This window comes from uncultured Amnibacterium sp., from assembly GCF_964244015.1.
Taxonomy (GTDB): Bacteria; Actinomycetota; Actinomycetes; order Actinomycetales; family Microbacteriaceae; genus Amnibacterium.
This window is the reverse complement of sequence record NZ_CAXTHO010000005.1, coordinates 21,371-46,869: the sequence shown is the minus strand read 5'-3', so window position 1 is coordinate 46,869 and position 25,499 is coordinate 21,371. Positions and strand designations below refer to the sequence as shown.

Below are 25,499 nucleotides of genomic sequence, written 5' to 3'. Positions count from 1 at the left end.
CCTGATGGGCGCTCCGGCCGTCGTCATCCCCGTGCACGACCGCGCGGCGCTGCTCCAGCTCGCGCTGCAGAGCGTCCGAGCCCAGACGCTGCAGCCCGCCGAGGTGATCGTGGTCGATGACGGCAGCAGCGACGGCAGCGCCGAGGTCGCGGAGGGATTCGGCTGCACGGTCGTCCGGCAGAGCGCCCAGGGGGTCAGCGCCGCGCGCAACGCCGGACTCGCAGCGGCCTCGGCACGGCACGTCGCCTTCCTCGACTCCGACGACGAGTGGGATCCGACGCATCTCGCCCGCCTGGCGGCGGTCGCGACGGGCCGGGTGCTCGTCTCCAGCGCGGCGCTCAGCACCGACGGCGTGCTCATCGGATCGCAGTCGCGGCGCCCGCTCGTGCTCACCTCGGCCGACCGGCTGCTCTGGCCCGACAACCCCGTCGTGACGAGCGCCGTGCTCGTCGACCGCGCCGCGGCGCTCGAGGTCGGCGGGTTCGATGAGCGGCTGCGGCACAGCGAGGACCTGGACCTCTGGGCGCGCCTCCTCGCGCGAGGACCCGGCCTCGTGCTACCCGAGCCGACGGTCCGCTACCGCACGCACCCCGGGCAGGTGAGCGTCGACGTCGAGGCGATGCGGTCGGGTGCGGGCCGGCTGCTCGAGGCCGGTCTCGTGTCGGCGGAGACGGCTCGCGCGGTCGCCGTGCGGGATCGCTGGGACCGCCTCCGCGCCGCGGGATCCCGATCGCCGCGGGAGCTGCTGTGGTTCGGAACCCCGCGACGTGCGGCCACGATGGCCGCGCTGCTCGCGCATCGGGCGCGCGGCCGGAGGATCGCACTCCGTGCACGGGCCGCGCCCACCGCCGCCTGAGTCGGGCAGCACGGGACCACGACCGCGGGCGCACCGCGCATCCGCTCCGAAAGACGTCTCCGCTTGCGGCCTACGCCCGCTCGCGCCGACCTGACCGCGAGCGGAGTCGTCGCGACGCCGGCTGCTAGGACCGGAAGAGCCGCGCCTGCGCGCGTCGACGCCTGGTCGGCATCGCCCGCAACTCGGATAGCGCGAAGTGCGCCTCGACCCCCACGCGCACCACCGCGAGCACGACCTTCGACGACGCGAGGTTCTTCCGCGCGTAGTCGTACATCGCGTCGTGGAACGCCCGGTTCGACCGGCGGGACCGCGGACGTCCGCTGGAGACGCCCTTCACGTGCACCGACGGCGACACCTCTGCGATCAGCACCGAGCGACCGGCAGCGGCCGCGTCGGCGCAGAGCTGCAGGTCCTCGCCGTACATCCAGTAGTCGCGATCGAAGATGCCGTCGTCGAGCGGGCGGAAGTCCGCGGCGACGAGCATCATGGCGCCGGTGGTCGCCTGCAGCGCGCTCACCGCTCGACCGCCCTTCGTGCGCAGCGTGGGCACGGAGTCCTTCTCGCGCTTGTTGTAGCGCAGAGCGGCCGGCGTCACGCGCCCGAGCACGGAGTAGACCATCGAGGCCCCGAGCGTCGGCAGCCGTCGTCGGCTCGCGGTGTCCGGCGTGCCGTCGCTCTCCATGAGCGGCACGGTCGCGACCGCCGCGTCGGGGAAGCTGTCGAGCACGTCGACCATCGCCTCGACGGCCCCGGAGGCCAGCTGGACGTCGGGGTTCAGGCAGAGCACGGGCAGCCCTCGGGGTGCCGCGCTGCGCTGCGCTGCGAAGTAGCCGCCGGCGAACCCGGTGTTCTCGTTCTCGATGATCTCGACGGGAACCCGGACGCGGCCCGCGGCCTCCCGGACCCGGGCGACGGTGTCGTCGGTGCTGCCGTTGTCGACCACCGTGACCGTGTGGATCTGGCCCGCGCACGACGCGATGCCGGAGAAGAACCGGTCGACCGTGGCGACGTTGTTGTAGGTCACCGTGACGACGTGGACCTGCCCGGTGGCCAGGACGTCGTCGGGATGCTCGCGCTGAAGAGTGATGGGTCGGCTCCTCATCGGGCCCCTCGAGATTCGAGGACGGTCTTCACGGTCCACAGCAGGATGACGAAGTCATCGAGCAGGGACCAGTTCTCGGCATAGTAGAGGTCGAGGCGCACGGTGTCCTCCCACGACAGGTCGCTGCGGCCGCTCACCTGCCAGAGCCCGGTGATACCCGGCTTCACCAGCAGGCGCCGGCCGGCCGCGTTGTCGTAGAGCGCGACCTCCTCCGCCCGCTGCGGGCGCGGCCCGACGATGCTCATGTCGCCCTTGATCACGTTGAAGAACTGGGGCAGCTCGTCCAGCGAGTACTTGCGGATGAACTGCCCGAAGCGGGTGATCCGCGGGTCGTTCTCGACCTTGAACAGCGGTGTGTCCGCCGTGCCCTGCTCTTGTAGCAGCTGCGCGAGCTCGGCATCGGCGCCGATCCGCATGGAGCGGAACTTGAACACGTCGAACGCTTTGCCGTTCAGCCCGATCCGCTGCTGACGGAACAGGACCGGGCCGGGCGAGGTCAGCTTCACGCCGATCGCCGTCGCGAGCATCAGCGGGGAGGACACGATCACGGCGAGCCACGCGAGGCCGAAGTCGAGCACGGCCTTGGCGGACTTCTTCCCGCCCTCGTAGGAGGGCGAGTCGACGTACATGAGCGGCAGGCCGCCTACGGGACGGGTGTGGATCCGGGTGCCCGCGACCTCCGTGATCGCCGGGGCGACCATCAGGTCGACGCCGGTGGACTCGAGACGCCAGCCGATGCGCCGGACCGCCTCGGGCGGCAGCTCCTCCGAGCCGGCGAGCGCGACGGCGTGCACGCGCTCGCGGCGGGCGACTGCGGCGACCTCCTCGAACGACCCGAGCTGCTCGACGGGGATCTCGACCGAGTCGTCGACCGCGCGCTCCGGCACGCAGGCGCCGACGATCTCGAACCCGAGGTACCTGCGCCGGGAGAACTCGGCGTGCAGGTGCTCGACCGAGCTGGGCGCGCCGACGAGGAGGACACGGACGAGGTAGCGGCCGCTCCGGCGCTGCTTGCGCAGCCACTGCCGCCAGATCCAGCGGGAGCCGATGAGCAACCCGACGCCGAGCGGGAATGCGGTGATGATGTAGCCGCGCGCCGGCAGGAACTGCAGCAGCAGCGCCGCGATGGCGACGAGGCCGAAGAGCCGGAAGCTGGCGCTCGCGACCCGGCTGTACTCGGTGAAGCCGGAGCCGATGACCCGCGGGCTCCTGGTGCCGAATACCTTCAGCGCAGCCGACCACAGCACCAGCAGGGTGACGGTCGCGGCGCCGTAGGGGACGGATGTCGGTGTCAATGACGCGAGGTTCTGCGCGGTGTCGATACCGAGCCAGAACCACTGCGTCCCGAGCAGGGTGACCGTGAGCAGGACCACGTCGCTGACGACGAGGCGCCGCTGGAACGCCTTCTCCCAGGTCGGCTTCGTCCGCCGGATCGGCAGCCCGATCGGCTGCTCGTCGCGGAGTCTCCGGGTCGAACGCGACCGCGAGGCCTCACCTGCGAGACGTGGTCGTGCCGTGGTCACTGCCACCGAGACCCCCTATGTCGACGAACGTGCGGTGGCCATAGGTTCTATTGGTGAACCGGTAACCCGTTCGAGGCACGCCGACCTTCTGCGACATCCCTGATCACCAACGTGTCCCGATGCAGGATCAGCATCCGCATCGCGACGGCGACCAAGCACCCGACGATCGCGCCGGTCGTGTTGGCCACGACATCGGCGGGGCTCGACACCCGCCCCGTCAGGAAGAGCCCCTGCGCGGTCTCGACCCCTACGGACAGCAGTCCGCCGCCCACGATCGCCAGCCACCAGAAGCGGTAGCTGAAGAGCAGCCCGAGCAGGAACCCGACCGGCACGAAGAACACGATGTTCGCCGAGAACTCGATGAACCCGTAGTCGACGAACGTGGGGATGCCTTTCGACCACAGCTTCGCCAGCAGCCGGTCGATGTACGGGGCCATCCCGCTGTCGACGGTCGTCGGCCACAGCGTGACCAGCAGCACGACGATGAGGTACATCACCGTCAGGGCGGCGACGAACCGCACCCGGAACGCGCCGGCATACGTCGCGCGGGCCATGGCGGTCGATCGTAGGGCGCCGGGCAGCCGCGACCCGAGCAGCGCCCCATGGATTCCGGAACAATGGGCGAGATGCGCGGCATCATCCTGGCCGGGGGCTCCGGAACCCGCCTCCACCCCATCACGATGGGGATCTCGAAGCAGCTGGTCCCGGTCTACGACAAGCCGATGATCTACTACCCGCTGTCGACCCTGATGCTGGCGGGCATCGACGACGTGCTGGTGATCACGACCCCGCACGACGCGGAGCAGTTCCACCGCCTGCTCGGCGACGGCAGCCAGTTCGGGATCTCCATCAGCTGGGCGGTGCAGGCGGAGCCGAACGGTCTCGCCCAGGCGTTCGTCATCGGGGCCGACTTCATCGGCGACGACTCCGTCGCGCTGGTGCTCGGCGACAACATCTTCTACGGCGACGGCCTGGGCACCCAGCTGCGGCGGTACCGCGACCTCGACGGCGGCGCGATCTTCGCCTACTGGGTCGCCGAGCCCTCCGCGTACGGCGTGGTCGAGTTCGACGACGCCGGCAAGGCGGTCTCGCTGGAGGAGAAGCCGAAGGTCCCGAAGTCGAACTTCGCCGTCCCCGGTCTCTACTTCTACGACAACGACGTGAAGGCCATCGCAGCCGACCTCGCCCCCTCCGCCCGCGGCGAATACGAGATCACCGACGTCAACCGCGCCTACCTCGCCGCCGGGAAGCTGCAGGTGGAGGTCCTCCGCCGCGGCACCGCCTGGCTCGACACCGGCACCCACGACTCCCTGCACGATGCGGGCGAGTACGTCCGCACCATCGAGCACCGGCAGGGCCTGAAGATCGGCGCTCCGGAGGAGGTCGCGTGGCGCCTCGGCTTCCTCGACGACGAGGGACTGCGCACCCGAGCGGAGAAGCTCACCAAGTCCGGGTACGGCCAGTACCTCCTCGCGCTCCTGGAGCGGGGCAAGCAGGCCTGACGGGCAGACGCGCATATCCTCCCGCCGTGATCATGCGGCGACGGTTCGTTCTCGCGGCCCTCGTCGGTGCGCTCGTCATCGGTGCGAGCGGCTGCACCGCCACCTCCTCACCCACAGCTCCGTCGATCGCGTCCCCACGTCCCACCGGTGCCGCGGCCGCTTCTCCTGGGCCCATCGAGCTTCCCGCCGACCCACGGGTCTACTTCTTCGGCGACTCGTGGACGAACGGCGCCACGGCTGCGCCGGGTCGAGGGTTCCCGTTCGTCGTGAGCCGGAGCCTGGGTTGGACCACGGTGCTCGGACCTGACAACTCCGGCGCCGGCTTCGTCCACACGTTCAACACGAATCACGCCCTCTTCCCCGAGGCTGCGGCGGCGTTGGCACCGGTGGACGCCGACCTGATCGTCCTGGAGGGCGGGCTGAACGACAAACCGGGTCCCCTCACCCACTTCTGGGACCGCGTCGCGCTGACGGTGCAGACGCTTCGCGCGAAGGCGCACGGGGCGCCGCTGGTCCTCGTCGGGCCGGCCTCGCCCGACGGCACGGTCCCGGAGGGCCTCAGCGCGATCGACTTCGAGGAGGCCGGGGTCGCGCAGCAGCTCGGGATCCACTACATCTCGCCCCTCAAGGAGGGCTGGTTCAACCCGACGAACGTCGACGGCTTGATCGACCCGACGACCGTGCACCCCGACACCGCAGGTCACGCCTACTACGCCGGCCGCCTGGCGGCCGACCTGCAGCGGTTCGTGACGACGCGCAGAGGCACGGCGACACCGGAACCGACGACGACCGCGCCCTAGCCTGGGGCGCATGCGACTGCTCGTCACCGGCGGCGCCGGGTTCATCGGCTCGAACTTCGTCCACCACGTCATCGACACCACGGACCACTCGGTCGTCGTGCTCGACAAGCTCACGTACGCCGGGAACCGCGCCTCCCTCGCCGGCCTGCCCGACGACCGGTTCGAGCTCGTCGTCGGCGACATCACCGACGGGCCCCTGGTCGATCGGCTGACCGGCGACGCGGACGCCGTCGTGCACTACGCGGCCGAGAGCCATAACGACAACTCGCTGCACGACCCGCGCCCGTTCCTCGACACGAACATCGTCGGCACCTACACGCTGATCGAGGCGGCCCGCCGGCACGGGACCCGGTTCCACCACATCTCCACCGACGAGGTCTATGGCGACCTCGAGCTCGACGACCCGAACCGCTTCACCGAGCAGACTCCGTACAACCCCTCGAGCCCCTACTCGTCGACCAAGGCCGGCAGCGACCTGCTCGTCCGCGCCTGGGTGCGCTCGTTCGGGCTGCAGGCGACGATCTCGAACTGCTCGAACAACTACGGGCCCTACCAGCACGTCGAGAAGTTCATCCCCCGCCAGATCACCAACGCGCTCGACGGCGTCCGGCCCAAGCTCTACGGTGCCGGACTGAACGTGCGCGACTGGATCCACGCCTCCGACCACTCCCGGGCCGTGCTCACGATCCTCGAGCACGGCGTCATCGGCGAGACGTACCTGATCGGCGCCGACGGGGAGCAGGACAACAGGACCGTCGTCGAGACGATCCTCGAGCTGCTCGGCCAGTCCCCCGACGCCTACGACCACGTCACCGACCGGGCCGGCCACGACCTCCGCTACGCCATCGACTCGACCAAGCTGCGCACCGAGCTCGGCTGGACACCCGCCTACGGCGACTTCCGCAGCGGCCTCGAGGACACCATCGCCTGGTACCGCGACCACCAGGACTGGTGGCGGCCGCAGAAGGCGGCGACGGAAGCGCGCTACCAGGAGCAGGGCCAGGCCTGAGCGGTACCGACCCTCCCAGACGTGCGGCCTCGAGCGACTCACCGGGCGGCACTTCGGGGGGACGATCGTCGACGCTTAGGGTTTCAGGTCCCGGGACGCTTCGGCATGCCGCAACGGACCGATCCGGGACCACGCGCACGGTGGAGCACACCGACGGCGCGTCCCCCACCACATGGAACCGAGGTGCGCCCTGCCGGCTCGACACCTCGTCCTCACGATCCGACCCACGGACCGCAGTCGAGCGTCCGCGGCGGGGAGCGGATGGTGAAGGCGACGACCGTCCGGGCGAGCGCGGTCACCACCCTCGTCTTCCAGTGGGGCACGTACGTCCTGCAGCTCGTCTCGCTCGTGGTCCTCGCCCGCATCCTGCTCCCCGCCGACTACGGGCTGCTCACGATGGCCGCCGCGCTCATCGGCATCGCAGCGGTCATCGGCGACTTCGGGCTCTCGCTCGCCGCGATCCAGGCCACGCACCTCACGCAGCAGCAGAAGTCCAACCTCTTCTGGTTGAACACCGGCATCGGGATCGGCATCGGCTCCGTCGTCGCGGGCGCCTCCCCGCTGATCGCGGCCTTCTACGACGAGCCCCGCCTCGTGCCGGTGACGGTGCTGCTCGGAGCGGTCTTCGCCCTGAACGGCGCCGCCGTGCAGTTCAAGGTGGAGCTGAACCGCGCGCTGCGATTCCGGGCGCTGGGCGCGACCGATCTCGGGTCCCAGGCCGTCGCGCTGCTCGTCGCGATCGTGCTCGCGACCGCTGGCTTCGGTTACTGGGCGCTGGTCGCCCAGCAGCTCGTCGCCGCGCTGACAGCCCTCGTGATCGCGGTCGGGACGTCGAGGTGGCGGCCGACGCGCCCGGGCGCCTTCCACGACACCCGCCCGCTCCTCGCCTTCGGGCGCGACACCCTGCTGGTGCAGGTGACCAACTACGTCACCAGCAACATCGACTCCGTGATGGTGGGGCGGTGGTCCGGTCCCGTGTCGCTCGGGATCTACAACCGGGCGTACCAGGTGACGGTGATGCCGATCCTGCAGATCGTCGCTCCCCTGACCCGGGTGTTCCTCCCCCGCCTCTCCGCCGCTGCCGCCGCAGAGCGCGAGGGAGGGACCGAGGGCGAGTTCCTCGAGCTGCTCACCCGGCTCCAGCTGATCATCGTCTACGTCACCACCGCACCGCTCAGCCTGCTCTGCGCCCTGTCGGCCTCGTTCCCCGTCGTGGTGTTCGGTCCGCGGTGGCAGCCGATGGGCGAGCTGATCCCCGTCCTGGCGATCGCAGCGTTCTTCGGCATCCTGGGCTACATCTACTACTGGGCGTTCCTCGCCAAGGCGAGGACGATGACCCTCTTCTTCGCGGAGATCGGCGGACGCATCCCGATGGCGGTGCTCATCGTGTCCTTCGCGCCCCTCGGCCCGATCTGGGTCGCCGCATCGGTGGCGACCGGCCAGATGCTGATCTGGGCGCTGTCCACGTTCATCTTCGGAGGTCGCATCGGCGTCCCCTCCGCGCCGATGCTCCGGACGGCCGGACGCCCGGTCCTGCTGTTCGTCGGCGCGCTGGCCGGCGGCGTGATCACCCGGGACCTGCTCGCCGGGGGCATGGCTCCGCTGCCCGCAATGCTCGTCACCGCGGCCGGCTGGCTCGTCGCCGCATCCGTGGGGCTCGCCGTGAAGCCGGTGCGGCGCGACCTGCGGACGATCGCGGCCAACATCCGCCCCGTCTCCTGACGGCGGAGCGCCGCCCTACTGCCGCGGGGTGGCAGCGAAGCGTCGAGGCGTCCGATGCAGGCGGATGCCCTCGCGGACACCGGTGAACAGGGCAGCAGCCCGGCGACCGACGGACCTGTCGCGGAGCGCGGACCTGCGGATGATCCCGCGGCGCACCAGCTTCACGGTCAGGACCGGCAGCCGCCTCACCCCGAACCGGCGCAGGAAGAACAGCGTCTCGTTCTGGTAGATGTCCGACGATGCGTAGTAGTCCGACCCGAAGGCACGTGCACCACCGGAGGGGTTCGCCAGGTGCATCAGGTGCGCCGCCGGCACGAAGCGCAGCGACCACCCGCTCTGCACGACGCGGAGCGCAGCATCGGACTCCTCACGCCAGCCGTTGCCGGTGAAGCTCGTGTCGAACCCGCCCACACCTTCGATCGCAGCCCGTTTGAACGACATGTTCGCGCCGTTCACGGTGCCGATCGCGGAGGGGGCCAACCAGTTGAAGGTCCCGGACTCCCGCCCGTAGTCGTCCATGCAGTACAGGCTCGGCGCAACGGCCTCCCCCGGGTGCTGGACCCGCCCGACGACGCCTCCCGCCTCCGGGAACTCGTCGTGGGCCGCCCGGTGCGCCTGCAGGCACCCCGGCTCGAGGAGGACGTCGTCGTCGAAGTACACGACGATGTCGGCGGTGGTGTGCGCCAGCCCGAAGTTCCGGGCGGCGGTCGTGGACGCGGGCACCACGCGGGCGATCGACAACCGGTCGTCGTGTGCCGTCAGGTCCGCGAGCTGCGCGTCCGTGGCCTCGTCGTGTCGCTCGGTCTGGTCGACGACCAGCAGCTCACCGTCCTCGGGGAGCTGCTGCAGCACGGATCGCAGGGTGTCCACCAGCACCTGCTCGCGGCCGAGGGTCGGGATGATCACGGAGACGCTCGCGTTGGGCACGCCCCATCGTCTCAACAGGCCGCCGGGTCGGGTGAAGACATTCCGGAACGGCGACACAGACGGCGGCCCTCGCCCGACGCGGACGGGGTCGACGCCGCAGGGAGCATCAGCCCGGTTACGGTGAAGCCGTGACCCTCCGGCACGATCGCGTTCTCGCGGCCACGTCCACGTCCATCCCCGGCCTCGTGCTGCTCGACCTGCCCGTCCCCGGTGACAACCGGGGCTGGTTCAAGGAGAACTGGCAGCGGCAGAAGCTGCTGGCGCTCGGCCTGCCGGACCTCGGCCCGGTGCAGAACAACATCTCGTTCAACGACGCGGTCGGCACGACCCGCGGCATCCACGCCGAGCCGTGGGACAAGTACGTCTCCGTCGCCACCGGCCGGATCTTCGGCGCGTGGGTCGACCTGCGCGAGGGCCCGACGTTCGGTGCGGTGTTCACGGCCGAGCTGGACCCCTCTCGCGCCATCCTGGTCCCCCGCGGCGTCGGCAACAGCTACCAGACGCTCGAGCCGGACACCGCCTACACCTACCTCGTCAACGACCACTGGTCGCCCGATGCGGCGTACACGTTCTTGAACCTCGCGGACGAGACCGCCGCGATCGGATGGCCGATCCCCCTCGACAGCGTGGAGGTGTCGCCGAAGGACCTCGCGCACCCGCGCCTCGCCGATGTCGTACCGATGCCGCCGCGGAGGACGCTCGTGCTCGGCGCGAACGGCCAGCTCGGTCGTGCGCTGCGTGCGGTCTTCCCCGACGCCGAGTTCACGACCCGGGCCGAGTTCGACGTCACCGACCCGGCGGCGTGGGCCTCCAGACGATGGAAGGACTACGGCGTCATCATCAACGCCGCGGCGTACACGGCCGTCGACGAGGCGGAGACGCCGGAGGGCCGGCGCGCGGCGTGGGCGGCGAACGTGACGGCCGTCGCCGAGCTGGCGCGGGCCGCGGTCTCGAACCTCCTCACGGTCGTGCACATCTCGAGCGACTACGTGTTCGACGGCACCGCGCAGGTGCACGACGAGCAGGAGCCGTTCAGTCCCCTCGGCGTGTACGGGCAGACGAAGGCGGCCGGCGACGCGATCGTCGGAACCGTTCCGCGGCACTACATCGTGCGGACGAGCTGGGTGATCGGCGACGGCAGGAACTTCGTGCGCACGATGGCGTCGCTGGCCGAACGCGGTGCGCAGCCGTCGGTGGTCGACGACCAGTACGGCCGGCTCACGTTCGCCGACGACATCGCGCGCGCCATCGCCCACCTCCTCGCCGTCGACGCGGAGCCCGGCACCTACAACCTGTCGAGCGCCGGCGAGGTCGCGAGCTGGGCACGGATCGCACAGGAGGTCTATCGCGCGACCGGGCACGATCCCGGCGCGATCACCCCCGTGAGCACGGAGGCGTTCTTCGCAGGCAGGTCGGCAGCTCCGCGCCCTCTCCAGTCGACGCTCGATCTCGATCGCATCGCCGCGACCGGCTTCGTCGCCACGGACCACTGGGACGGCCTGCGCGCGTACCTGGCCGAGACCTCCTGAAAGCTCCGTCTCGGCTCGCCCGCATGTCGTGCGCGCGGGAGGAGGGCACATCACCGACGGTTGACGGCATGACGGTCGAGGTCTGCGCGCGAGCGTCGGCGCAGGAAGCGCCGTGGGCCTCCTCCATCACGGGTTCGATGCGGCGCATGGTTGGATGCTGTCCCTGATCGACGGTCGGGTCATGCGCTTTTGCACCATGCAGGTCATCGCCACGAGACTCGGTCAGAGGCGCGCACTGGCCGCTCGGCACCGAGATCCTCCTCCGACATCCCGCGCTACGTTCGAGGAGCACGATGCCCGACGTTGAGGATCCGCAGCCAGGAGGACCGACACGTCGGGTCCTCCTGCTCGCGGGTGCTGTGACGGTCGGCGCGGCCGCCCTCGGCGTGCAGGTCGCCGCGTCGGCTGCGAGCCGGAGGACCGGCGTTGTGGCGGCCAGTCCGGTCGCGAGCGGAACCCCGACGCCGACGCCGACGCTTGATCCCCTCCCGGATCCCACACCGTTCGCGACGTTCCCGACACTTGCGAACCCGGGCGTCATGCAGGACTTCAGCTACCTGCCCGCGATCAGCACGTTCTTCGTGACCCAGAAGTCGGCCGGTTCCGAGGCCGCCTTCGAAACGCTGATCATCAGCCGGGTGAACGCGTCCGGTGCGGTGCTGGACGCGATGACCCTGATCGACGGCGGTCACGGGCTCGGCATCGAGGCGGAGTCCCAGCCGGACGCGACGTACATCTGGGTCACCTGGCAGGGGAAGTCGCTGGAGTCGGGCTGGCGCGAGAACGACTTCGTCCGGTTCCGGTACACGCCCGGATCCTGGAGCCGCGCCGACGCCGTCGGGCAACTGGGACTCGTCGTCCTGCCACTCAAAGACGAACCGGAAGCCCAATTCCGATTCGATTGGAAGAACGACTGGGCGGTCGAACGGCACTACGACTGGAACGGCGCGACCGAGACCTACAAGCGACGTCGAATCAGCGACATCAGCAACGGGGTCATGCTGCCGGACGAGCAGCTCGACCGCCTGCCGCTCCCCGTCGACCCGCCGACGACGCAGGGCTTCGCGACGATCGACGACACCTTCTACCGCTGGCTCGGGAGGGGCACGGTGGGGGATGCGATCGAGCCGACTGACCCGATCACGCTGCAGCGGTTCGACTGGAAGACGGGTCGGCTCCTCGCGGAGCAGCACTTCTCGACCGTCTCGAAGGTCGGGACCTCGTGGCCGGGCGGGAAGTTCGAGCCGGAGGGGATGTGCATGTTCCGCGAGCCCGACGGTGCCGCCACGCTGCTCGTCGGTGACACCACAGGGTTGCCGAAGCACGAGCACCACGTGTCCGCCTTCGCGCGGATCACGATCTGACGGCGCGCTCCGCCGGCACGCGATCCGGCCGCAGCGGACGGCTCCTCGATCCGCTCAGCGCGCCCCGCGCGACTGCAGCACCGTCTTCACGGTCCAGAGCATGATCACGAAGTCGTCGACGAACGACCAGTTGTCCGCGTAGTAGAGGTCGAGGCGCACGGTGTCCTCCCACGACAGGTCGCTGCGGCCGCTGACCTGCCAGAGCCCGGTGATGCCCGGCTTCACCAGCAGGCGCCGGCCGGCCGCGTTGTCGTAGAGCGCGACCTCCTCCGCCCGCTGCGGCCGAGGCCCGACGAGACTCATCTCGCCCTTCAGCACATTGAACAGCTGCGGCAGCTCGTCGAGCGAGAACTTGCGGATGAACTCGCCGAACCTCGTGATTCGGGGATCGTTGTCGACCTTGAACAGCGGGGTGCCGCTCGTGCCCTGCGCCTGCAGCAGCGCGGCGAGCTCGGCATCGGCACCCACACGCATGGACCGGAACTTGTAGACGTCGAACGCTTTGCCGTTCAGTCCGATCCGCTGCTGGCGGAAGAAGATCGGTCCGTGCGAGGTGAGCTTCACACCGATCGCGGTGGCGAGCATCAACGGCCAGACGACGAGCAGGCCGAGTGCGGTGAGCCCGAAGTCGAGCACGGTCTTCGCGGCCTTCTTGCTGCCCTCGTACGAGGGTGAGTCGACGTACATGAGCGGCAGGCCGCCGACGGGCCGCGTGTGGATGCGGGTGCCGGCCACCTCGGTGATCGCCGGCGCCACCATCAGGTCGACGCCGGTGGACTCGAGCTGCCACCCGATGCGCCGGACGGCTTCCGGCGGCAGGTCCTCCGAGCCGGCCAGTGCGACGGCGTGCACGCGTTCCCGTGACGCCACCTTCGCGACCTCGTCGAAGGTGCCGAGTGCCCCGACCGGGACCTCCATGCCCGTGACGCCGCGACCCGCCGGCAGACACGCTCCGACGATCTCGAACCCGAGGTAGGTGCGTCGCTCGAACTCGTCGTAAAGATGCTCCACGCTGGCCGGCGCACCGACGAGCAGCACCCGGATCATGTACCGCCCGTGCTTGCGCTGCCCGCGCAGCCACTGCCGCCATGCCCACCGGGACGCGACCAGCAGCAGCACACCGACCGGGAACGCGGTGAGGATGTAGCCACGCGCCGGCAGCGCCTGCAGCAGTAGCGCGGCGATCGCGACGACAGCGAACAACCGGAAGCTGGCGTCAGCCACCCTGCCGTACTCAGCGAAGCCGGACCCGGTCACTCGGAAGCTGCGCGTGCCGAAGAACTTCAGCACCGCCAGCCACAGCACGAGCAGCGCAGCAGTCGCCATCCAGTAGGGCACGGTCGCCGCGCCGGAGATCCGAGCCACCTGCTGAGTGCCCCCGAGCCCGAACCAAATGGTCTGGGTACCGGCGAGTGCCAATGTGAGGATCAGGGCGTCCGTGACGACCAGACGCCGCTGGTAGGCCCGCTCCCAGGTGGGTCGCGTGCGCCGGATCGCCGTACCGACCGCCCGCACATCTCGCAGTTGCCGGGTCCGTGCGGATCGCGGCTCATGGTCGACGAGCACCCGTCGTTCGTTCGCTGCCGACACGTCGGCCTCCAGACTTCGCGATCAGGTCTTCAACTCACGCATAGGTTCGCTCTCGAAACGAGCCACCCGTTCTAGGCACGCCGACCATTGCGAGGTCGCGCAATCCACCGGGGGTCAGACTCTGAAGCAGAAGCGACACGTGACCGCAGAGGAGTGGAGTCGTCAACCCTCGATGGCGGTACCTGCGCGACGGGAGCGTGTCCACAGACCTCCTGCCCATCAGGAGGCAGTACTGACAGGCGAGGGAGCAGATCCTCTCCCGGCCAGAAAGCGATAGTTGTCGCCGCTCCAGCAGACGCACTTTTCGCCGATCATTAGGATGCTGTCGTGGAGAACGGGACCGTGATCATTTCCGGCGGAGCTGGCTTCATCGGCACAAGGGTCGCTCCGCGCCTCCTCGACTCGGGGCGCACAGTGATCGTGCTGGACAACCTGCACCGACAGGTGCACCCCGACGGAGCATGGCCGGAGGCCCTCGATCCGCGGGCAATTCGCATCGAGGGTTCGGTCGTTGAATTAGACGACTGGCTTGCTGCGATCGACCGCAGTGAAGGCGACATCAGCGTTCTCCACCTGGCCGCCGAGACGGGCACGGGCCAGTCACTGACGGAGGCGCGGCGTCACGCCGGGGTCAACGTCCTCGGCACGGCGACGATGACGGACGCTCTCGTCAATCGAAATGTGTGGCCGACGTCGATCGTGCTGACCTCGTCGCGGGCGGTGTACGGCGAGGGAGAGTGGCTGGACGAGGACGGCAGGCCCGGCGCCCCCGATCCACGAACAGCCGCCGACTTGGATCAAATGCGTTGGATGCCACGCATCGGTGCTCGCTTCGCGGTTCATCCGCTGCCGCACGTGGCGAAGACGGTGCAGCCCAGGCCGACGAACGTGTACGCCGCGACGAAGCTTGCGCAGGAGCACCTGCTGAACAGTTGGTGCTCGGCGATGGGCGTGCCGCTCTCGATCCTTCGCCTGCAGAACGTGTACGGCGCCGGTCAAGCGCTGTCAAACAGCTACACGGGCGTGCTCACCTTCTTCGCGACCAGGTCCGTGGCAGGTGAGGCGATCGAGGTGTACGAGGGCGGCGGCATCTTGCGCGACTTCGTGCATGTTTCAGACGTTGCTACCGCCCTTGTCGCCGCACTCGACGCTCCAGGAGCCCTGCGCGAGCCTGTCGACATCGGCAGTGGCGAGGGCGTCTCCCTACAGCGGGTTGCCGAGATCATGGCGGATCTGAGCTCGGCGCCTGCGCCGATCGTCACGGACCGCTATCGCCTTGGTGACGTCAGAGCCGCATTCGCGTCGATCGCCGCTGCCCAACAAGCACTCGGCTACCGCCCGAAAGTGACGCTCCAGGATGGGCTCACAGAGCTGCTGTCTTTCGCTCGGAGCTGAGCTGTTCCTCGCACGGCAGCACTGCTGCGGCGACGAGAATGGCGAGCACCGCCCAGATCTTGACGTCGAAGAAGTAGCTCGTGAGCATGCCGCTGACGCTCAACACAGCGAGCCAAGCCGCGCTCAGGGGCTGGATAGCGGCCAGGCCTCGCTTGAAGAAGATCACGATCACGCACACGATCACGCCGAGTTCGAGCAGGACCAGCGGAATGCCCCCGTCAGCGAACGCCTGCAGCCAGATGTTGTTCGCGACGACCTGTGAACCCTGATTCGGTGCGACATAGCCCACGCTCACGAGTGCTTGGCGGAGGTTACCCGGCCCAACGCCGAGCAGCGGGTGCTGTGCGGTGGCACGGAGCACAGCGGAATACAAAGCCAGTCGCGGCGCATTCGATGATTGCTCGTTCGGGTCGAGGACGCCGTTGGACGTCCCCCCTCCAGACGGCGCGTCGGGCTCGCGAGCGACCGTCGCCGTGTGCAGGTCAGGCGCGCCGGCAGCAGGCGTTGGCACCGCTGTCCCGGCGTGCGCCTTCGGCGCCTCGGCAGCGGGCGCCTGCGCTGCTGTCGCTTGCGTCAGTTGCGTCATCACGGAGGACGCTCCCGCGTTGAGCCCCATGATGATCGCACCGGCGACAACTGCACGCAGCAGCACCCTGCGGTTCTGACGCCAGCGGAACGCGAGCAGCACAGCCAGAATCGGCAGCAGGAAAACGAGCGCACGGACATTCACGAGCACGAGCACGAGTGAGAAGCCCGCGATGGGCAGCCACCGCAAACGCTTGCCCTGAAGCAGCGCGATCACCATTGCCGCGCCCGCCGCTAGAAGCATGAAGTTTGCGAAATACGCGGGCTCGTAGCTGAAAGCGGCGATTCGGCCAGCGCTTCCGTCGACGCTCAGACCTGTGTAGGGCACCAGCTGCGGCAGTCCGGTGTAAAAGGCGACGAGTTGGTAGAGACCGAATGCGCCGCTCAGGGCAGCTCCCCCAACCATCCAACGCAGGGCCCATACGACGTCGGAGCGGCGCCGGAGCAGCAGCACGAGTGCGACCAGTGGGGCGACGCTGCCGGTGAGCACCGCAACGACCTGCGTGAGCCCAGCCACCGGCCTCGCCGACACCGCACTTGCGAGCACGAGCACCAGCACGATCGCCGCGACGAGTCCCGCAAGCACCCGGACCAGCGGGTGAGCGAGAAGACTTCGGCGCTCACGTACCAGCGTGAGGCTCCCAAGCGCCGCAAGGGAGAACGCGAGCGGTGCGAGCTTCACGTTGTACCCGGCAACACCAAGGTTCGCGAGCCGATCCCAGGACGCGGTAAACAGCCCGACCGCAGTGAGTGCGGTCGCCATCGCGGTTATGAGCGTGCGAAGCCGTGCACGGTCGGCCTGAGCAACCCGCACGGGACCTAGGAATGCTCGCGTCACCTGCAGCCGCATGACGGCCCTCATCGCGCGAACGCCACTGCTGCGCGTCGCCGGAGGTGCTCAGCCAGTTGCAGACGGACCAGGCGCGGCAGACAGACGCACCACGCGAGGAGCGCGGTGAGGAGAACTGCCGCCAGGACTGCGCCGACGGTCGTCCATTCACCTCGAGGAGTGATCAGCGTCAACGACACCAGGAACAACTGAATCGGCGCCAGGACGAGAAGCGGTCGAAGCACAGCGCTCCGAGTCAGGACCGCCGGACGCACGTCCACCACGTTGGTCTTCACCAGTGACCAGAACAGAGTGCCGCTGACACCGACCGTCGCTCCGATCAGGAGCCCAAGGGCTACGCCGAGACCGCCGAGCAAGGAGCCGAGAGCGATCGTCGCAGTCAAAGTCGCCATGGCCTCGACCAATGGTGGGAGAAGGAGCCGGCGATGTGCCCCTGCCGCAACAAAGGCATAGGTCAACGGAGACACCGTCAGGCGCAGGCCGGCCGCAAGGACGGTGCAGCCAACTATCGCCGAGGCCTCCAGGGCAGGGACGCCGCGAGCGCCAGTCAGCAGGGGTGCCGCTAGAAGATAGACGGCCTCGATCCCGACCACGCCGAGCACGACGAAGGCGGTGTTGATCCTTGTTCCGAGCAGAGTGACCTCGGAGAAACGGGCGCGATCTTCGTGGGCACGCCCGAGCTCCGACAGGATCGGAGAAACGATCGCGCCTTGCACGCCGACGAGTGCGGCGGCGAACGCGCTTGCGAGCGAGAAGATGGCCACGGCCCTGAAATCAAATCGTCCGACGATCACGATGCCAGCCCCGCTGATGCAGAGCATGTAAATGCTCCATGCGGCGAGCGGACCAGAAAATCGAAGAACCAGGAACCGCTCGCTCCGGGTCAGGGACGCCCTGCGCCCGCCCGGCGCGCCTCGGAAGATCCCCACGACGAGGATTGCGCTGCCCAGGGTGAGAGGAATGGCGTAGGCCAAGGCCACGAGCACCAGCTGTTGGGTGAGGACGGCCGTCGGCACGGCGATCGCCAAGGATGCCACGCGCCCGGGCACCAGCGTGACGGCGGCGATCTCGCTGCGCTGCAGACCTGCGAAATACGCGGACGCGGTGTTGCCGACGAAGGTCGCGATGTTGCCGACGCCGATCGCCAGGACGACCAGCGCCACTTCGCCGCCACCCGCTCGGACGGCCGGAAACAGTTCAGGGGCTGAGAAACCAGCGACAGCGAGCGCTGCAAGCATCACCACACCGATGAGGGACGCCCAGCGAATGCCGGAGATCGCCCTCGCACTCGCTGCGGCGAGGTCGCCGCCCGCCACAGCTCGCGACACGAGCGTCTGCACGGAGGCTGGTAGACCGAAGTCGAGGTACAGCACGAAGCCCGCAAGACCGAACATCAGCGCCCAGAGCGCATAGAGATCCGGGCGCAGGGTGGCGACCAACACCACGGGCATGAGCAGCGCGACGAGGGACGTCGATGCGACACGCGCCAGGTTGGAGACGGAGTTCCGCGCGAGGACCCCGGCTGCCGTCGCTTCAGCCACGAGCGGCCCAGAGGGCGGGGGACCGGGAAACCCCCACCTTGTGCGCGATCCCGCGGAGACGCTGCGCGCTTCGAGGCATCGGCACCGCCGGCCCCAGAACGGCTGTGCGCCCTGCTGAGGCCAGCGCCAGATCTCGAGGTGAGTTCTGGTCGACAGGTCCGCTCCGCAGCAACACCCCGTACCCGGTCGGACCCATCGTGGACCCACCGCGTCCTCTGCAAACCGCGAAGGCGGCGGCCCTCGATGCGCCGCTCACACTGCTACCCGCGGCGGCTCAACGAGCTTCACTCGCATGGCATCGCGAAAGCGCGACTGCCGAAGAGCGAAGTCGGAGAAGCGATCGCGTCGAAGGATGAAGCGCCCGACGATCCACAGCTGCACGTACGCGAGGCCGAGCGCGAGTGCCGCACCTCGTCGGTGTCGACGGACCATGAGCGGCCAGTTCCGCGCCGTCCACGACACCGTGAAGGTTGACTGCTTCCCGCCTGTCAGAGAGCTCGCCTTGTGAGTTAGCCGAGCATCGGAGTCAAGCCAGTACTGATACCCGGCCTTGAGCGCGCGGGCGGCGAAGTCGACATCGTCGAAGTACACGAAGTAGAGCGGATCCATCAGGCCGATGCGCTGAAAGACCTGCGGGCGGACGAGCAGACAGCACGTGGAGGCGTAGCCCGTCCGACGCACCCCAGCTCGCACCGACGACATGGGGCGTCCAACGCCCAGGTGGCGTGTGACCATTGACACTCCACGAATCCGACCGCCGGCGTACCACACCGTGTCAGCTGGATCGGTGGCCTCGATGACCGGCGAAACGAGGTCGAGGGCGCGCGACTCAGCGTCCGAGACGAGCCGAGCAATCATCGACGGGCCGAACATGGTGTCGTTGTTGAGCAGCAGGATCCAATCGCAGCGATCGCGGAGCGCCGCCTCGATCCCCTGGTTGTTCCCGACGGCAACACCGAGATTCGCGTCGTTCGCGATGACCTCGACGTGCTGCAGCCGTTGCTCCGCGCGCAACCGCGCGACCGAGTCGTCCTTCGAATCGTTGTCGACGCCGTAAAGACGAATGGTCACGCCTTCCTGCGCGGCGAGGCTGTCGAGGAAGTCGTCGAGCACCCCCCCGCTACCGAAGGTGACGGTGACGACGCCGACGATCGGAATCCGGTTTATGGTCGCCAAGCGATCCCCCTCCAAGTGCGTGCCACCAATATGCGTGCCACGCCGCCAGCCCCCAGACGGGGGACGCAATGCCGTGTCAGCCTAGGTCGCCCCCTGGAAACCGCCGGGGACACGCCGCCGGAACGTAAGGTTCTAGATATCAGAGGACTGATCGCCCACGAGTGGGTAGAGGCGCGTGGCGGCAGCGAGCGGGTCGCCGCGGCTATCGCCGACGCGTTCGAGCACACCGACTTTGTGGTCCCCTGGAACAACGCACCGGAGCGCCTGCGCGGACACGTCGTCCGGGAAAGCTGGCTCGCCGGGTCCCGTCTCCGCAACCACAAGGCGCTTTCGGCGCTCGTGCTGCCCGCGGTCTGGCGCAGCCTCGTGCCGAAAGACGCGGAGTACGACTGGGTCATCGCGAGTTCACACCTCTTCTCGCATCACGTGCGGCTTCGCGGTGTCTCGCGGCACCAACCGAAATTCGTCTATGTGCACTCGCCCGCGCGCTACATCTGGAATCCGGAGCTGGACCCGCGCGGAGCGTCGATCCTGGCTCGAGCCGTGTCGGTGCTGCTCAAGCCCATAGATCGCATGCGCGCGGGTGAGGCGAGGTCGATCGCGGCGAACAGCAACTACGTCCGCGACCGCGTCCTTCGCGCATGGCACCGGGACGCGATCGTGATCCATCCTCCAGTCGACGTCGACCGGATCGCAGCGGTCGCCGATTGGCGAGACCGACTCGCAGACTCCGAGCGGGAGGTCTTCGACGCGCTTCCGCAGACCTTCCTGCTCGGCGCCTCGCGCTTCGTCGCCTACAAGCAGCTCGACGTGGTGGTACGGGCGGGCGAGGCAGCCGGCGCCCCCGTGGTACTTGCGGGTGGAGGACCCGAGCGGGCGACCTTGGCAGCGCTCGCGCGCCGAGCCAGCGTGCCCGTCGTCATCGTCGACGAACCGAGCGACGCGATGTTGTACGCCCTGTATCAGCGCGCGGCCGTCTTCGTCTTTCCTGCCGTCGAGGACTTCGGGATGATGCCCGTCGAAGCGATGGCGGCGGGAACGCCGGTCGTGGCGAACGCCGTGGGTGGCGCCAGGGAAAGCGTGGTGCCCGGAGTGTCCGGTGTGCTCCTGAACGCCTTCGACGACGCCAGCCTGGCCCGAGCGGTCGAGGAGGCGCGCACGCTCGATCCTCAACGGATCCGCGAGCACGCGACGAAGTTCTCGGTCGACGTGTTCCAATCCAGGATCCGGGAGTGGGTGCGCGATGCCGCGTGAGGCCCGAGTGCTCGTCGACGGTCGCTGGACCGGGCGCCATGGCATCGCGCGCTTTGCGCACGAGGTCGTGCCGCGTCTGCGGACACCACACCATTCACTTCGGGGGCCCGCCGATCCGCTGTCCCCGCTCGACCTGCTGAACCCGGACCGGCTTCGCCTCGGGCGCCGCGACGTGGTCTTCTCCCCCGGCTTCAACGCGGGCCTTACGCGCGCAAGGCAGCTGCTGACGCTGCACGACTTGATCCATCTCGTGGATCCCGACGAGCGGGATCCACGAAAGACCTTCTACTACGAGCGGCTCGTGCGGCCCGCGGCAGAGCACGCCGGCCGCGTGCTCACGGTGTCTCGCACTTCTCAAGTCGCGGTGCAGGGCTGGCTGGGTCACTCGATCGAGGTGGTCGACGTCGGGAACGGCTGCTCGGATGTCTTCTTTGACGTCACACCGTCGCTCGACCGGTCCGGAGTGCTCTACGTCGGGAATCTGAAGCCGCACAAGAACCCGGCGGCAGCATTCGCTGCCGTCGCGGCGATTCCGAATCTTCGCTTCACTGTCGTCACGGCAGATGTTGAGCGTGCGAATGTCCTCGCTACGGAGTTCGGCGTCAGGGACCGGACGACGGTGCGGTCAGGCGTGTCCGACGTCGAGCTCGCCGGGCTCTACGCCGCAGCCGCTGCGCTCCTCCTCCCGTCGCTGATCGAGGGGTTCGGCCTACCCGCGGCGGAGGCGCTCGCAACCGGCTGCCCGGTGGTGCATTGGAGCGGCTGCGCTGCAGTGGCAGAGATCTGCGGGGGCGACGGCGAGGCGGTCGAGAACGCGCACGAAGCCGACGGCTGGGCTTCGGCACTGGCTCGCGCGCTCGAGTCTCCGCGAGAGCGCGCTCGCGCCCGCATGAGGCAGGACTACTCCTGGGATGTCGTAGCGGATCGAGTGGACGCGGCTCTCGCCGGTCTGACGGGCGTCAGCTGAGTCCAGTCCAAGCGGTCGCCACCTTCAGCGTGTAGAACGCGAACTGCAGCGCCGCGGAGCCGAGGACGAGCCCGACAAGAACACCAGGCCGCCGCCTCAGGAGCGTCGAGGCGATCAGCAGCACGAAGAGCGAGAAGGGTGTCGACAGGACCAGCATCAGGTCAAGGTCCCCCACTGGACCGTAGTCGAAGCCGAACACCGCGATGAAGGCGATGTACGCCACCGACATCACAGCGAGCATAAGCAGCACGGGAGTCATCTCGACCACATCGTGCAGCCGCCGGCCCCGAATGGCGAGGATCAAGAGCGCCGGCAGTACAAGCACGAGTAGGGGCGCTGCCTGCACGACGATGTTGTCGAACTCGATTGCATGTGCGTGCGACAGCATCGTGAATCGATTGGGCCACTCGCCGGCGTGCAGCATCCATGGCGTAAGTAGCTGCTTGTCGTAGCCACCGTTGGTATTGCCTGGAAAGACGTGCAGCGGCGTCAGCATCAGTAGTCCGATCACTGCGGCGGGCACAGCGACCGAAGCGGCGAGTACGAGACCGGCGCCCGCCGCACGCGCGCGCCGCGCAGTGTGCGGCGACAGCAACAGCGTGAGAGCGACCGCGACCGCCATCGTCAGGAACAGCAGGTGCACCGCCACCGCGCAGCCGAGCAGCAGGGCGCCTTGGACCAGGGTCACCAGTCGTCTGCCGTACGTGTAGGCGATCATGCGATCGAGCCCGAGCAGCAGGAGCGGCAGCCCGAGGAAGGTGTTCTCGATATAGCCGGCGACGAACCAGAACGGCAGGGGCGTCGCAATGACGAACACGCGCAGCAGGTCGCGATCGAGGCCCGTGACCAGGGAGAGTCGCCGCGCAAGCACCAGGTAGGCGGCGATCGTCAGCACGCCGAACACCGGTGAGACGAGTCGCACGCTGTTCAGATCGTGGGTCAGCCAGAAAGGCACTTTGTGGAACAGATCCGCGAGGGTCTCCGAAGCCGCGATCGTGTTCGTCGCGGCGCCCTTCCACCAGCCGAGCTGGTCGCCCGTCGGAGGGCTGATTCGCGTACCGAAGCAGTACAGCCCGAACGCGACTGTCAACAGGCCGTCGATGACCAGCGGTGGCGCCGCCGCGCGCCGTCCGACCAGAACGATCGCCGGGACAGCGAGGAGCAGGAGGAATCCGGTGAACCAGATCGGTGTCGCCCAGACCGCGGTCCAGTAGAACCAGACCTGTTCCCTCGTCCCGGGCCGCGCGAGTGCTACCGCGTAGTCCAGGACCGCCACGACGACAACGAGAATCACTGCCGCGACCGGAAGCGCGGCGAAGCGGGAGGGAAAGGACCTGGACCTTGCGCGTGCAGCCTGCGGTCCCACTTTTACGGTCGACGTCCGCTCCAGCCCACGAGAAGTCACCGGACCCACACGTCAGCGATCTTCATCGCGTAGAAGGCGAATTGGGTCGCGCCGGAGAGGAGCAGCAGCGCCCCGAGCACGACGGGATGCCTTTGCAGGAGGCGCGCCGCCGTCACGACCGTCGCGAAGACGAACGCGATGTCCATTGTGAGCATGAGGTCGAGATCCCCGACCGGACCGAGGTCGAATCCCCAAACAGCGGCGAACGCGAAGTAGGCCAGCGAGACGCACGAAAGCAGGAGCAGGACCGACCTGCCGACGGCGTCGGCAGGGATCACGGATGCCGAAGTCTTTCGCATCACCGCCAGGATCAGCAGAACCGGCACTGCAAGGACGAGCGCCGGCATCGCGTGAACAACGATGTTGCTGAACTCGATCAGGTGTGCGTGCGACACGAAGACGAAGCGGAAGATCGGGTCGTCGGCTCGGGGCGCAAAGGGCACGAGCAGTTGGCCGTCGTAACCGCCTTGCGAGTTTCCTGGCGCGAGCCGGACGGGAAGCAATGCGACCCCGCCGATCACGACCGCACCAGTCGCGACAGCGGCGCCGACCGCAGCGGCCACGTCCTTCAGGCGCCCCCAGGGCGACCCCACTTCTCGCAGAAGGAACCACGCACCGAGGCCTACGGCAAGAAGCATGAAGCCCGCGTGGAACAGACCCGCGAGCACGAACATGGATGCAGAGCCGACGACCCGACGCCGCTGATGAAGCGAACCCGACGTAGCGCCGCACGCGAACCAGAGCCCGAGCATGATGAACGGCACTGCGAGGAAGGTGTTCTCGACGTAGCCCGTCACGTACCAGAACGGCAGCGGGCTGGCGACGAGTCCGGCGAGCAGAGGCCAGCGAGGTAGTCCGAGGATCGAGCTCAACCGGCGCGACAGCGCGATCCCGGCGATCATCGCAGCGACGCCGAATATTGGCGACACAAGCCGCACCGCTTCGAGGTCGCCAGTAAGCCAGAACGGGATCTTGTGCACGACGTCGGCGAGAGGTTCGGATAACGAGACGTTTGGCGTCGCCGCATTCTGGTACCAGGTCATCTGATCACCAGTCGGCGGCCAGATCTTCGTGCCTAGGCAGTAAGCAGCGAACTCAACGACGAGGGCGACCTCACATCTGAACTCGAATCGACCACGTGCAGCGATCGCGATCGTGGCCGCAGAGAGCAGCAGGAACCCCAGCTGCACCTCGTGCAGGCCGTTGAAGTGGGTGGCCGTGTACCAGAGCCAGATCTGGTCGCGAGTCGCCGGTCGTACGGCGGCGAAGATCCAGTCTGCGACGCACACGCATGCAACCAGGAACGGAGCGACGATCAGGACGCCCGTGACGCGAAGTCGCCGCGGCCGCGCCGTGTCCTCGCGGGTCGCGGCGCGCGGGGTCAGCAGCGCAGTGGCCATCAGAACGGCAGCGCGAAAATCGGCGTCGGCCACAGGGCCCAGATGCAAATGGTCGCCCAGGCTGCAACCGAGGCAACGAGCTGCCAGTCTCCGACGAGAGCGTCCGTGGGCGACTCGCCGCCCTCCTTCACCTCAACGACATACCAGTAGCGGAAGAGCCCGAAAAGCACGAACGGAATCGTGAGCGTCATGTGACGGTGCGGTACAGAGACGACGAACAGGCTGTAGAAGATCACTGCGCCGATCGCGGCCATCTCGGCGTACCGGTCGATGAGCGGCAGCGAGTAGCTGCCGAGCACGGCCCGGGTTCCGGATCCGCTGCCCCGGTACTCCTGGCGACGCTTGACCGCAGCTAGGTAGAGAGCAAGGCAAAGCGTCGTAATGAACATCCAACTCGACAAGGCAGTGTTGATCGCAACTGCGCCCGCAATGACGCGAAGCACGAAGCCGAGAGCGATGGTGAAGATGTCGAGAACGGGCTGGTGCTTCAGGTAGAAGCTGTAGGCGACGTTGAGCAGCAAGTAGCCGGCGATCACCGCAAGCACAGCCGGATGGAGGAAAAGCCCGACAAGGAGGACGGCGTACAGCACCCCAAGCAAGGCCAGGCTTGCCCGAACCGTGACGCGGCCGGACGCGATCGGCCGCTTGTTCGATTTGGTGGGATGCAGCCGGTCCGCCTCGCGATCCCGAATATCGTTGACGATGTAGGTAGCGCTCGATGCCACGCAGAAGAGCGCAAACGCCGCGATTGCGTCGGCCAGCGCGACCGGGTTCAGGAACTGGCGGGCGAAGAGCAGCGGCATGAAGACGAAGAGATTCTTAATCCACTGCTTCGGGCGCATGAGCAGCACGAGCCCGATCGCGCGATCGCGCGTCGCGTATTCGACGCCACGGACGGCGATGGTCTGGTCGGACAAGGGACTCCTCTGCTCGGCGCGGCACCCCTCGAACGCGGGACACCGCCGTAGCGTAAGAAGGTCCCGAGTATCGGGATGGAACGAC

General features: G+C 68.3%; 21 protein-coding genes. 10 read left to right on the top strand and 11 right to left on the bottom strand.

The genetic code is table 11. The features are described 5' to 3' along the window. The coding region (locus ACFE67_RS01395; protein WP_375405079.1) for a glycosyltransferase family 2 protein at window positions 1-856 on the top strand (856 nt) is incomplete at its 5' end. A gap of 124 nt (window positions 857-980) precedes the next feature. Here the strand turns inward: ACFE67_RS01395 and ACFE67_RS01390 are convergent. Genes ACFE67_RS01390 through ACFE67_RS01380 form a run of 3 tightly spaced genes read right to left on the bottom strand, consistent with a single transcriptional unit; the run spans window position 981 to window position 4,035 of the window. After that, window positions 981-1,958, bottom strand: a complete 978-nt coding sequence (locus tag ACFE67_RS01390) for a glycosyltransferase (protein ID WP_375405078.1) — start codon at window positions 1,956-1,958, stop codon at window positions 981-983. Then, on the bottom strand, window positions 1,955-3,487 hold the full coding sequence (locus ACFE67_RS01385) for a sugar transferase (protein ID WP_375405077.1): 1,533 nt from the start codon (window positions 3,485-3,487) through the stop codon (window positions 1,955-1,957). Before ACFE67_RS01385 ends, ACFE67_RS01390 begins: the two co-directional genes overlap by 4 nt. A 41-nt stretch (window positions 3,488-3,528) precedes the next feature. Next, window positions 3,529-4,035: a VanZ family protein gene (locus ACFE67_RS01380; protein ID WP_375405076.1), complete on the bottom strand. Its 507-nt coding sequence runs from the start codon at window positions 4,033-4,035 to the stop codon at window positions 3,529-3,531. A gap of 72 nt (window positions 4,036-4,107) precedes the next feature. Between ACFE67_RS01380 and rfbA the strand changes: the two genes are divergently transcribed. The 4 genes from rfbA (at window position 4,108) to ACFE67_RS01360 (ending at window position 8,514) form a co-directional block, all read left to right on the top strand. Next, window positions 4,108-4,983: a glucose-1-phosphate thymidylyltransferase RfbA gene (rfbA, locus tag ACFE67_RS01375; protein ID WP_375405082.1), complete on the top strand. Its 876-nt coding sequence runs from the start codon at window positions 4,108-4,110 to the stop codon at window positions 4,981-4,983. Window positions 4,984-5,015: 32 nt separating this feature from the next. Next, complete coding sequence (locus ACFE67_RS01370) at window positions 5,016-5,783, top strand: SGNH/GDSL hydrolase family protein (protein WP_375405081.1); 768 nt, start codon at window positions 5,016-5,018, stop codon at window positions 5,781-5,783. A 10-nt stretch (window positions 5,784-5,793) separates the two neighbouring features. Further along, window positions 5,794-6,792, top strand: a complete 999-nt coding sequence (rfbB, locus tag ACFE67_RS01365) for a dTDP-glucose 4,6-dehydratase (RefSeq protein ID WP_375405075.1) — start codon at window positions 5,794-5,796, stop codon at window positions 6,790-6,792. A gap of 261 nt (window positions 6,793-7,053) precedes the next feature. Continuing rightward, complete coding sequence (locus ACFE67_RS01360; RefSeq protein WP_375405074.1) at window positions 7,054-8,514, top strand: lipopolysaccharide biosynthesis protein; 1,461 nt, start codon at window positions 7,054-7,056, stop codon at window positions 8,512-8,514. Window positions 8,515-8,529: 15 nt separating this feature from the next. Here ACFE67_RS01360 and ACFE67_RS01355 read toward each other — a convergent pair whose 3' ends face one another. Next, window positions 8,530-9,441, bottom strand: coding sequence for a glycosyltransferase family 2 protein (locus tag ACFE67_RS01355; RefSeq protein WP_375405073.1), 912 nt, complete (start codon window positions 9,439-9,441; stop codon window positions 8,530-8,532). 128 nt (window positions 9,442-9,569) lie between these two features. On the opposite strand from ACFE67_RS01355, the gene ACFE67_RS01350 reads away from it, so the two are divergent. Both ACFE67_RS01350 and ACFE67_RS01345 read left to right on the top strand, forming a co-directional pair. After that, entirely contained in the window at window positions 9,570-10,970 is a 1,401-nt protein-coding gene (locus ACFE67_RS01350; protein WP_375405072.1) for a sugar nucleotide-binding protein, read from the top strand. Window positions 10,971-11,263: 293 nt separating this feature from the next. Next, the gene (locus ACFE67_RS01345) at window positions 11,264-12,334 is read left to right on the top strand and encodes a hypothetical protein (RefSeq protein WP_375405071.1); all 1,071 of its coding nucleotides are present in this window, start codon (window positions 11,264-11,266) and stop codon (window positions 12,332-12,334) included. A gap of 54 nt (window positions 12,335-12,388) precedes the next feature. Here the strand turns inward: ACFE67_RS01345 and ACFE67_RS01340 are convergent, their stop codons facing one another. Continuing rightward, on the bottom strand, window positions 12,389-13,924 hold the full coding sequence (locus ACFE67_RS01340; protein ID WP_375405070.1) for a sugar transferase: 1,536 nt from the start codon (window positions 13,922-13,924) through the stop codon (window positions 12,389-12,391). Between the two features lie 327 nt (window positions 13,925-14,251). Between ACFE67_RS01340 and ACFE67_RS01335 the strand changes: the two genes are divergently transcribed. Then, window positions 14,252-15,319 (top strand): NAD-dependent epimerase/dehydratase family protein, encoded by a 1,068-nt coding sequence (locus ACFE67_RS01335; RefSeq protein ID WP_375405069.1) that lies wholly within the window; start codon window positions 14,252-14,254, stop codon window positions 15,317-15,319. Here ACFE67_RS01335 and ACFE67_RS01330 read toward each other — a convergent pair. From ACFE67_RS01330 to ACFE67_RS01320, 3 genes are all read right to left on the bottom strand, one after another. Continuing rightward, complete coding sequence (locus ACFE67_RS01330; protein WP_375405068.1) at window positions 15,288-16,667, bottom strand: O-antigen ligase family protein; 1,380 nt, start codon at window positions 16,665-16,667, stop codon at window positions 15,288-15,290. The genes ACFE67_RS01335 and ACFE67_RS01330 overlap by 32 nt on opposite strands. Before the next feature lie 95 nt (window positions 16,668-16,762). After that, window positions 16,763-18,295 (bottom strand): hypothetical protein, encoded by a 1,533-nt coding sequence (locus ACFE67_RS01325; RefSeq protein ID WP_375405067.1) that lies wholly within the window; start codon window positions 18,293-18,295, stop codon window positions 16,763-16,765. A gap of 252 nt (window positions 18,296-18,547) precedes the next feature. After that, window positions 18,548-19,471 carry a glycosyltransferase family 2 protein gene (locus ACFE67_RS01320; RefSeq protein WP_375405066.1) on the bottom strand — a complete coding sequence of 308 codons (924 nt, stop codon included), beginning with the start codon at window positions 19,469-19,471 and terminating at the stop codon, window positions 18,548-18,550. A gap of 15 nt (window positions 19,472-19,486) precedes the next feature. Between ACFE67_RS01320 and ACFE67_RS01315 the strand changes: the two genes are divergently transcribed. Both ACFE67_RS01315 and ACFE67_RS01310 read left to right on the top strand, forming a co-directional pair. Then, complete coding sequence (locus ACFE67_RS01315) at window positions 19,487-20,725, top strand: glycosyltransferase (protein WP_375405065.1); 1,239 nt, start codon at window positions 19,487-19,489, stop codon at window positions 20,723-20,725. Next, window positions 20,715-21,692, top strand: coding sequence for a glycosyltransferase (locus tag ACFE67_RS01310; protein ID WP_375405064.1), 978 nt, complete (start codon window positions 20,715-20,717; stop codon window positions 21,690-21,692). The genes ACFE67_RS01315 and ACFE67_RS01310 overlap by 11 nt, the downstream gene beginning before the upstream one ends. Here ACFE67_RS01310 and ACFE67_RS01305 read toward each other — a convergent pair. The 3 genes from ACFE67_RS01305 to ACFE67_RS01295 all read right to left on the bottom strand — a co-directional run bounded on the left by ACFE67_RS01305 (window position 21,685) and on the right by ACFE67_RS01295 (window position 25,414). Continuing rightward, on the bottom strand, window positions 21,685-22,968 hold the full coding sequence (locus tag ACFE67_RS01305; RefSeq protein ID WP_375405063.1) for a hypothetical protein: 1,284 nt from the start codon (window positions 22,966-22,968) through the stop codon (window positions 21,685-21,687). The two genes, ACFE67_RS01310 and ACFE67_RS01305, sit on opposite strands and share 8 nt — an antisense overlap. A gap of 125 nt (window positions 22,969-23,093) precedes the next feature. Beyond that, on the bottom strand, window positions 23,094-24,530 hold the full coding sequence (locus tag ACFE67_RS01300) for a hypothetical protein (protein ID WP_375405062.1): 1,437 nt from the start codon (window positions 24,528-24,530) through the stop codon (window positions 23,094-23,096). Then, window positions 24,497-25,414, bottom strand: coding sequence for a decaprenyl-phosphate phosphoribosyltransferase (locus ACFE67_RS01295; RefSeq protein ID WP_375405061.1), 918 nt, complete (start codon window positions 25,412-25,414; stop codon window positions 24,497-24,499). The genes ACFE67_RS01300 and ACFE67_RS01295 overlap by 34 nt, the downstream gene beginning before the upstream one ends. Window positions 25,415-25,499 lie beyond the last annotated feature (85 nt).

Coding starts and splice junctions, on each gene's coding strand:
- ACFE67_RS01330 (WP_375405068.1), bottom strand. CDS start 16,667: ATGGCGACCGCACTCACTGCGGTCGGGCTGTTTACCGCGTCCTGGGAT.
- ACFE67_RS01370 (WP_375405081.1), top strand. CDS start 5,016: ATGCGGCGACGGTTCGTTCTCGCGGCCCTCGTCGGTGCGCTCGTCATC.
- ACFE67_RS01345 (WP_375405071.1), top strand. CDS start 11,264: ATGCCCGACGTTGAGGATCCGCAGCCAGGAGGACCGACACGTCGGGTC.
- rfbA (WP_375405082.1), top strand. CDS start 4,108: ATGCGCGGCATCATCCTGGCCGGGGGCTCCGGAACCCGCCTCCACCCC.
- ACFE67_RS01310 (WP_375405064.1), top strand. CDS start 20,715: ATGCCGCGTGAGGCCCGAGTGCTCGTCGACGGTCGCTGGACCGGGCGC.
- ACFE67_RS01380 (WP_375405076.1), bottom strand. CDS start 4,035: ATGGCCCGCGCGACGTATGCCGGCGCGTTCCGGGTGCGGTTCGTCGCC.
- ACFE67_RS01390 (WP_375405078.1), bottom strand. CDS start 1,958: ATGAGGAGCCGACCCATCACTCTTCAGCGCGAGCATCCCGACGACGTC.
- ACFE67_RS01360 (WP_375405074.1), top strand. CDS start 7,054: ATGGTGAAGGCGACGACCGTCCGGGCGAGCGCGGTCACCACCCTCGTC.
- rfbB (WP_375405075.1), top strand. CDS start 5,794: ATGCGACTGCTCGTCACCGGCGGCGCCGGGTTCATCGGCTCGAACTTC.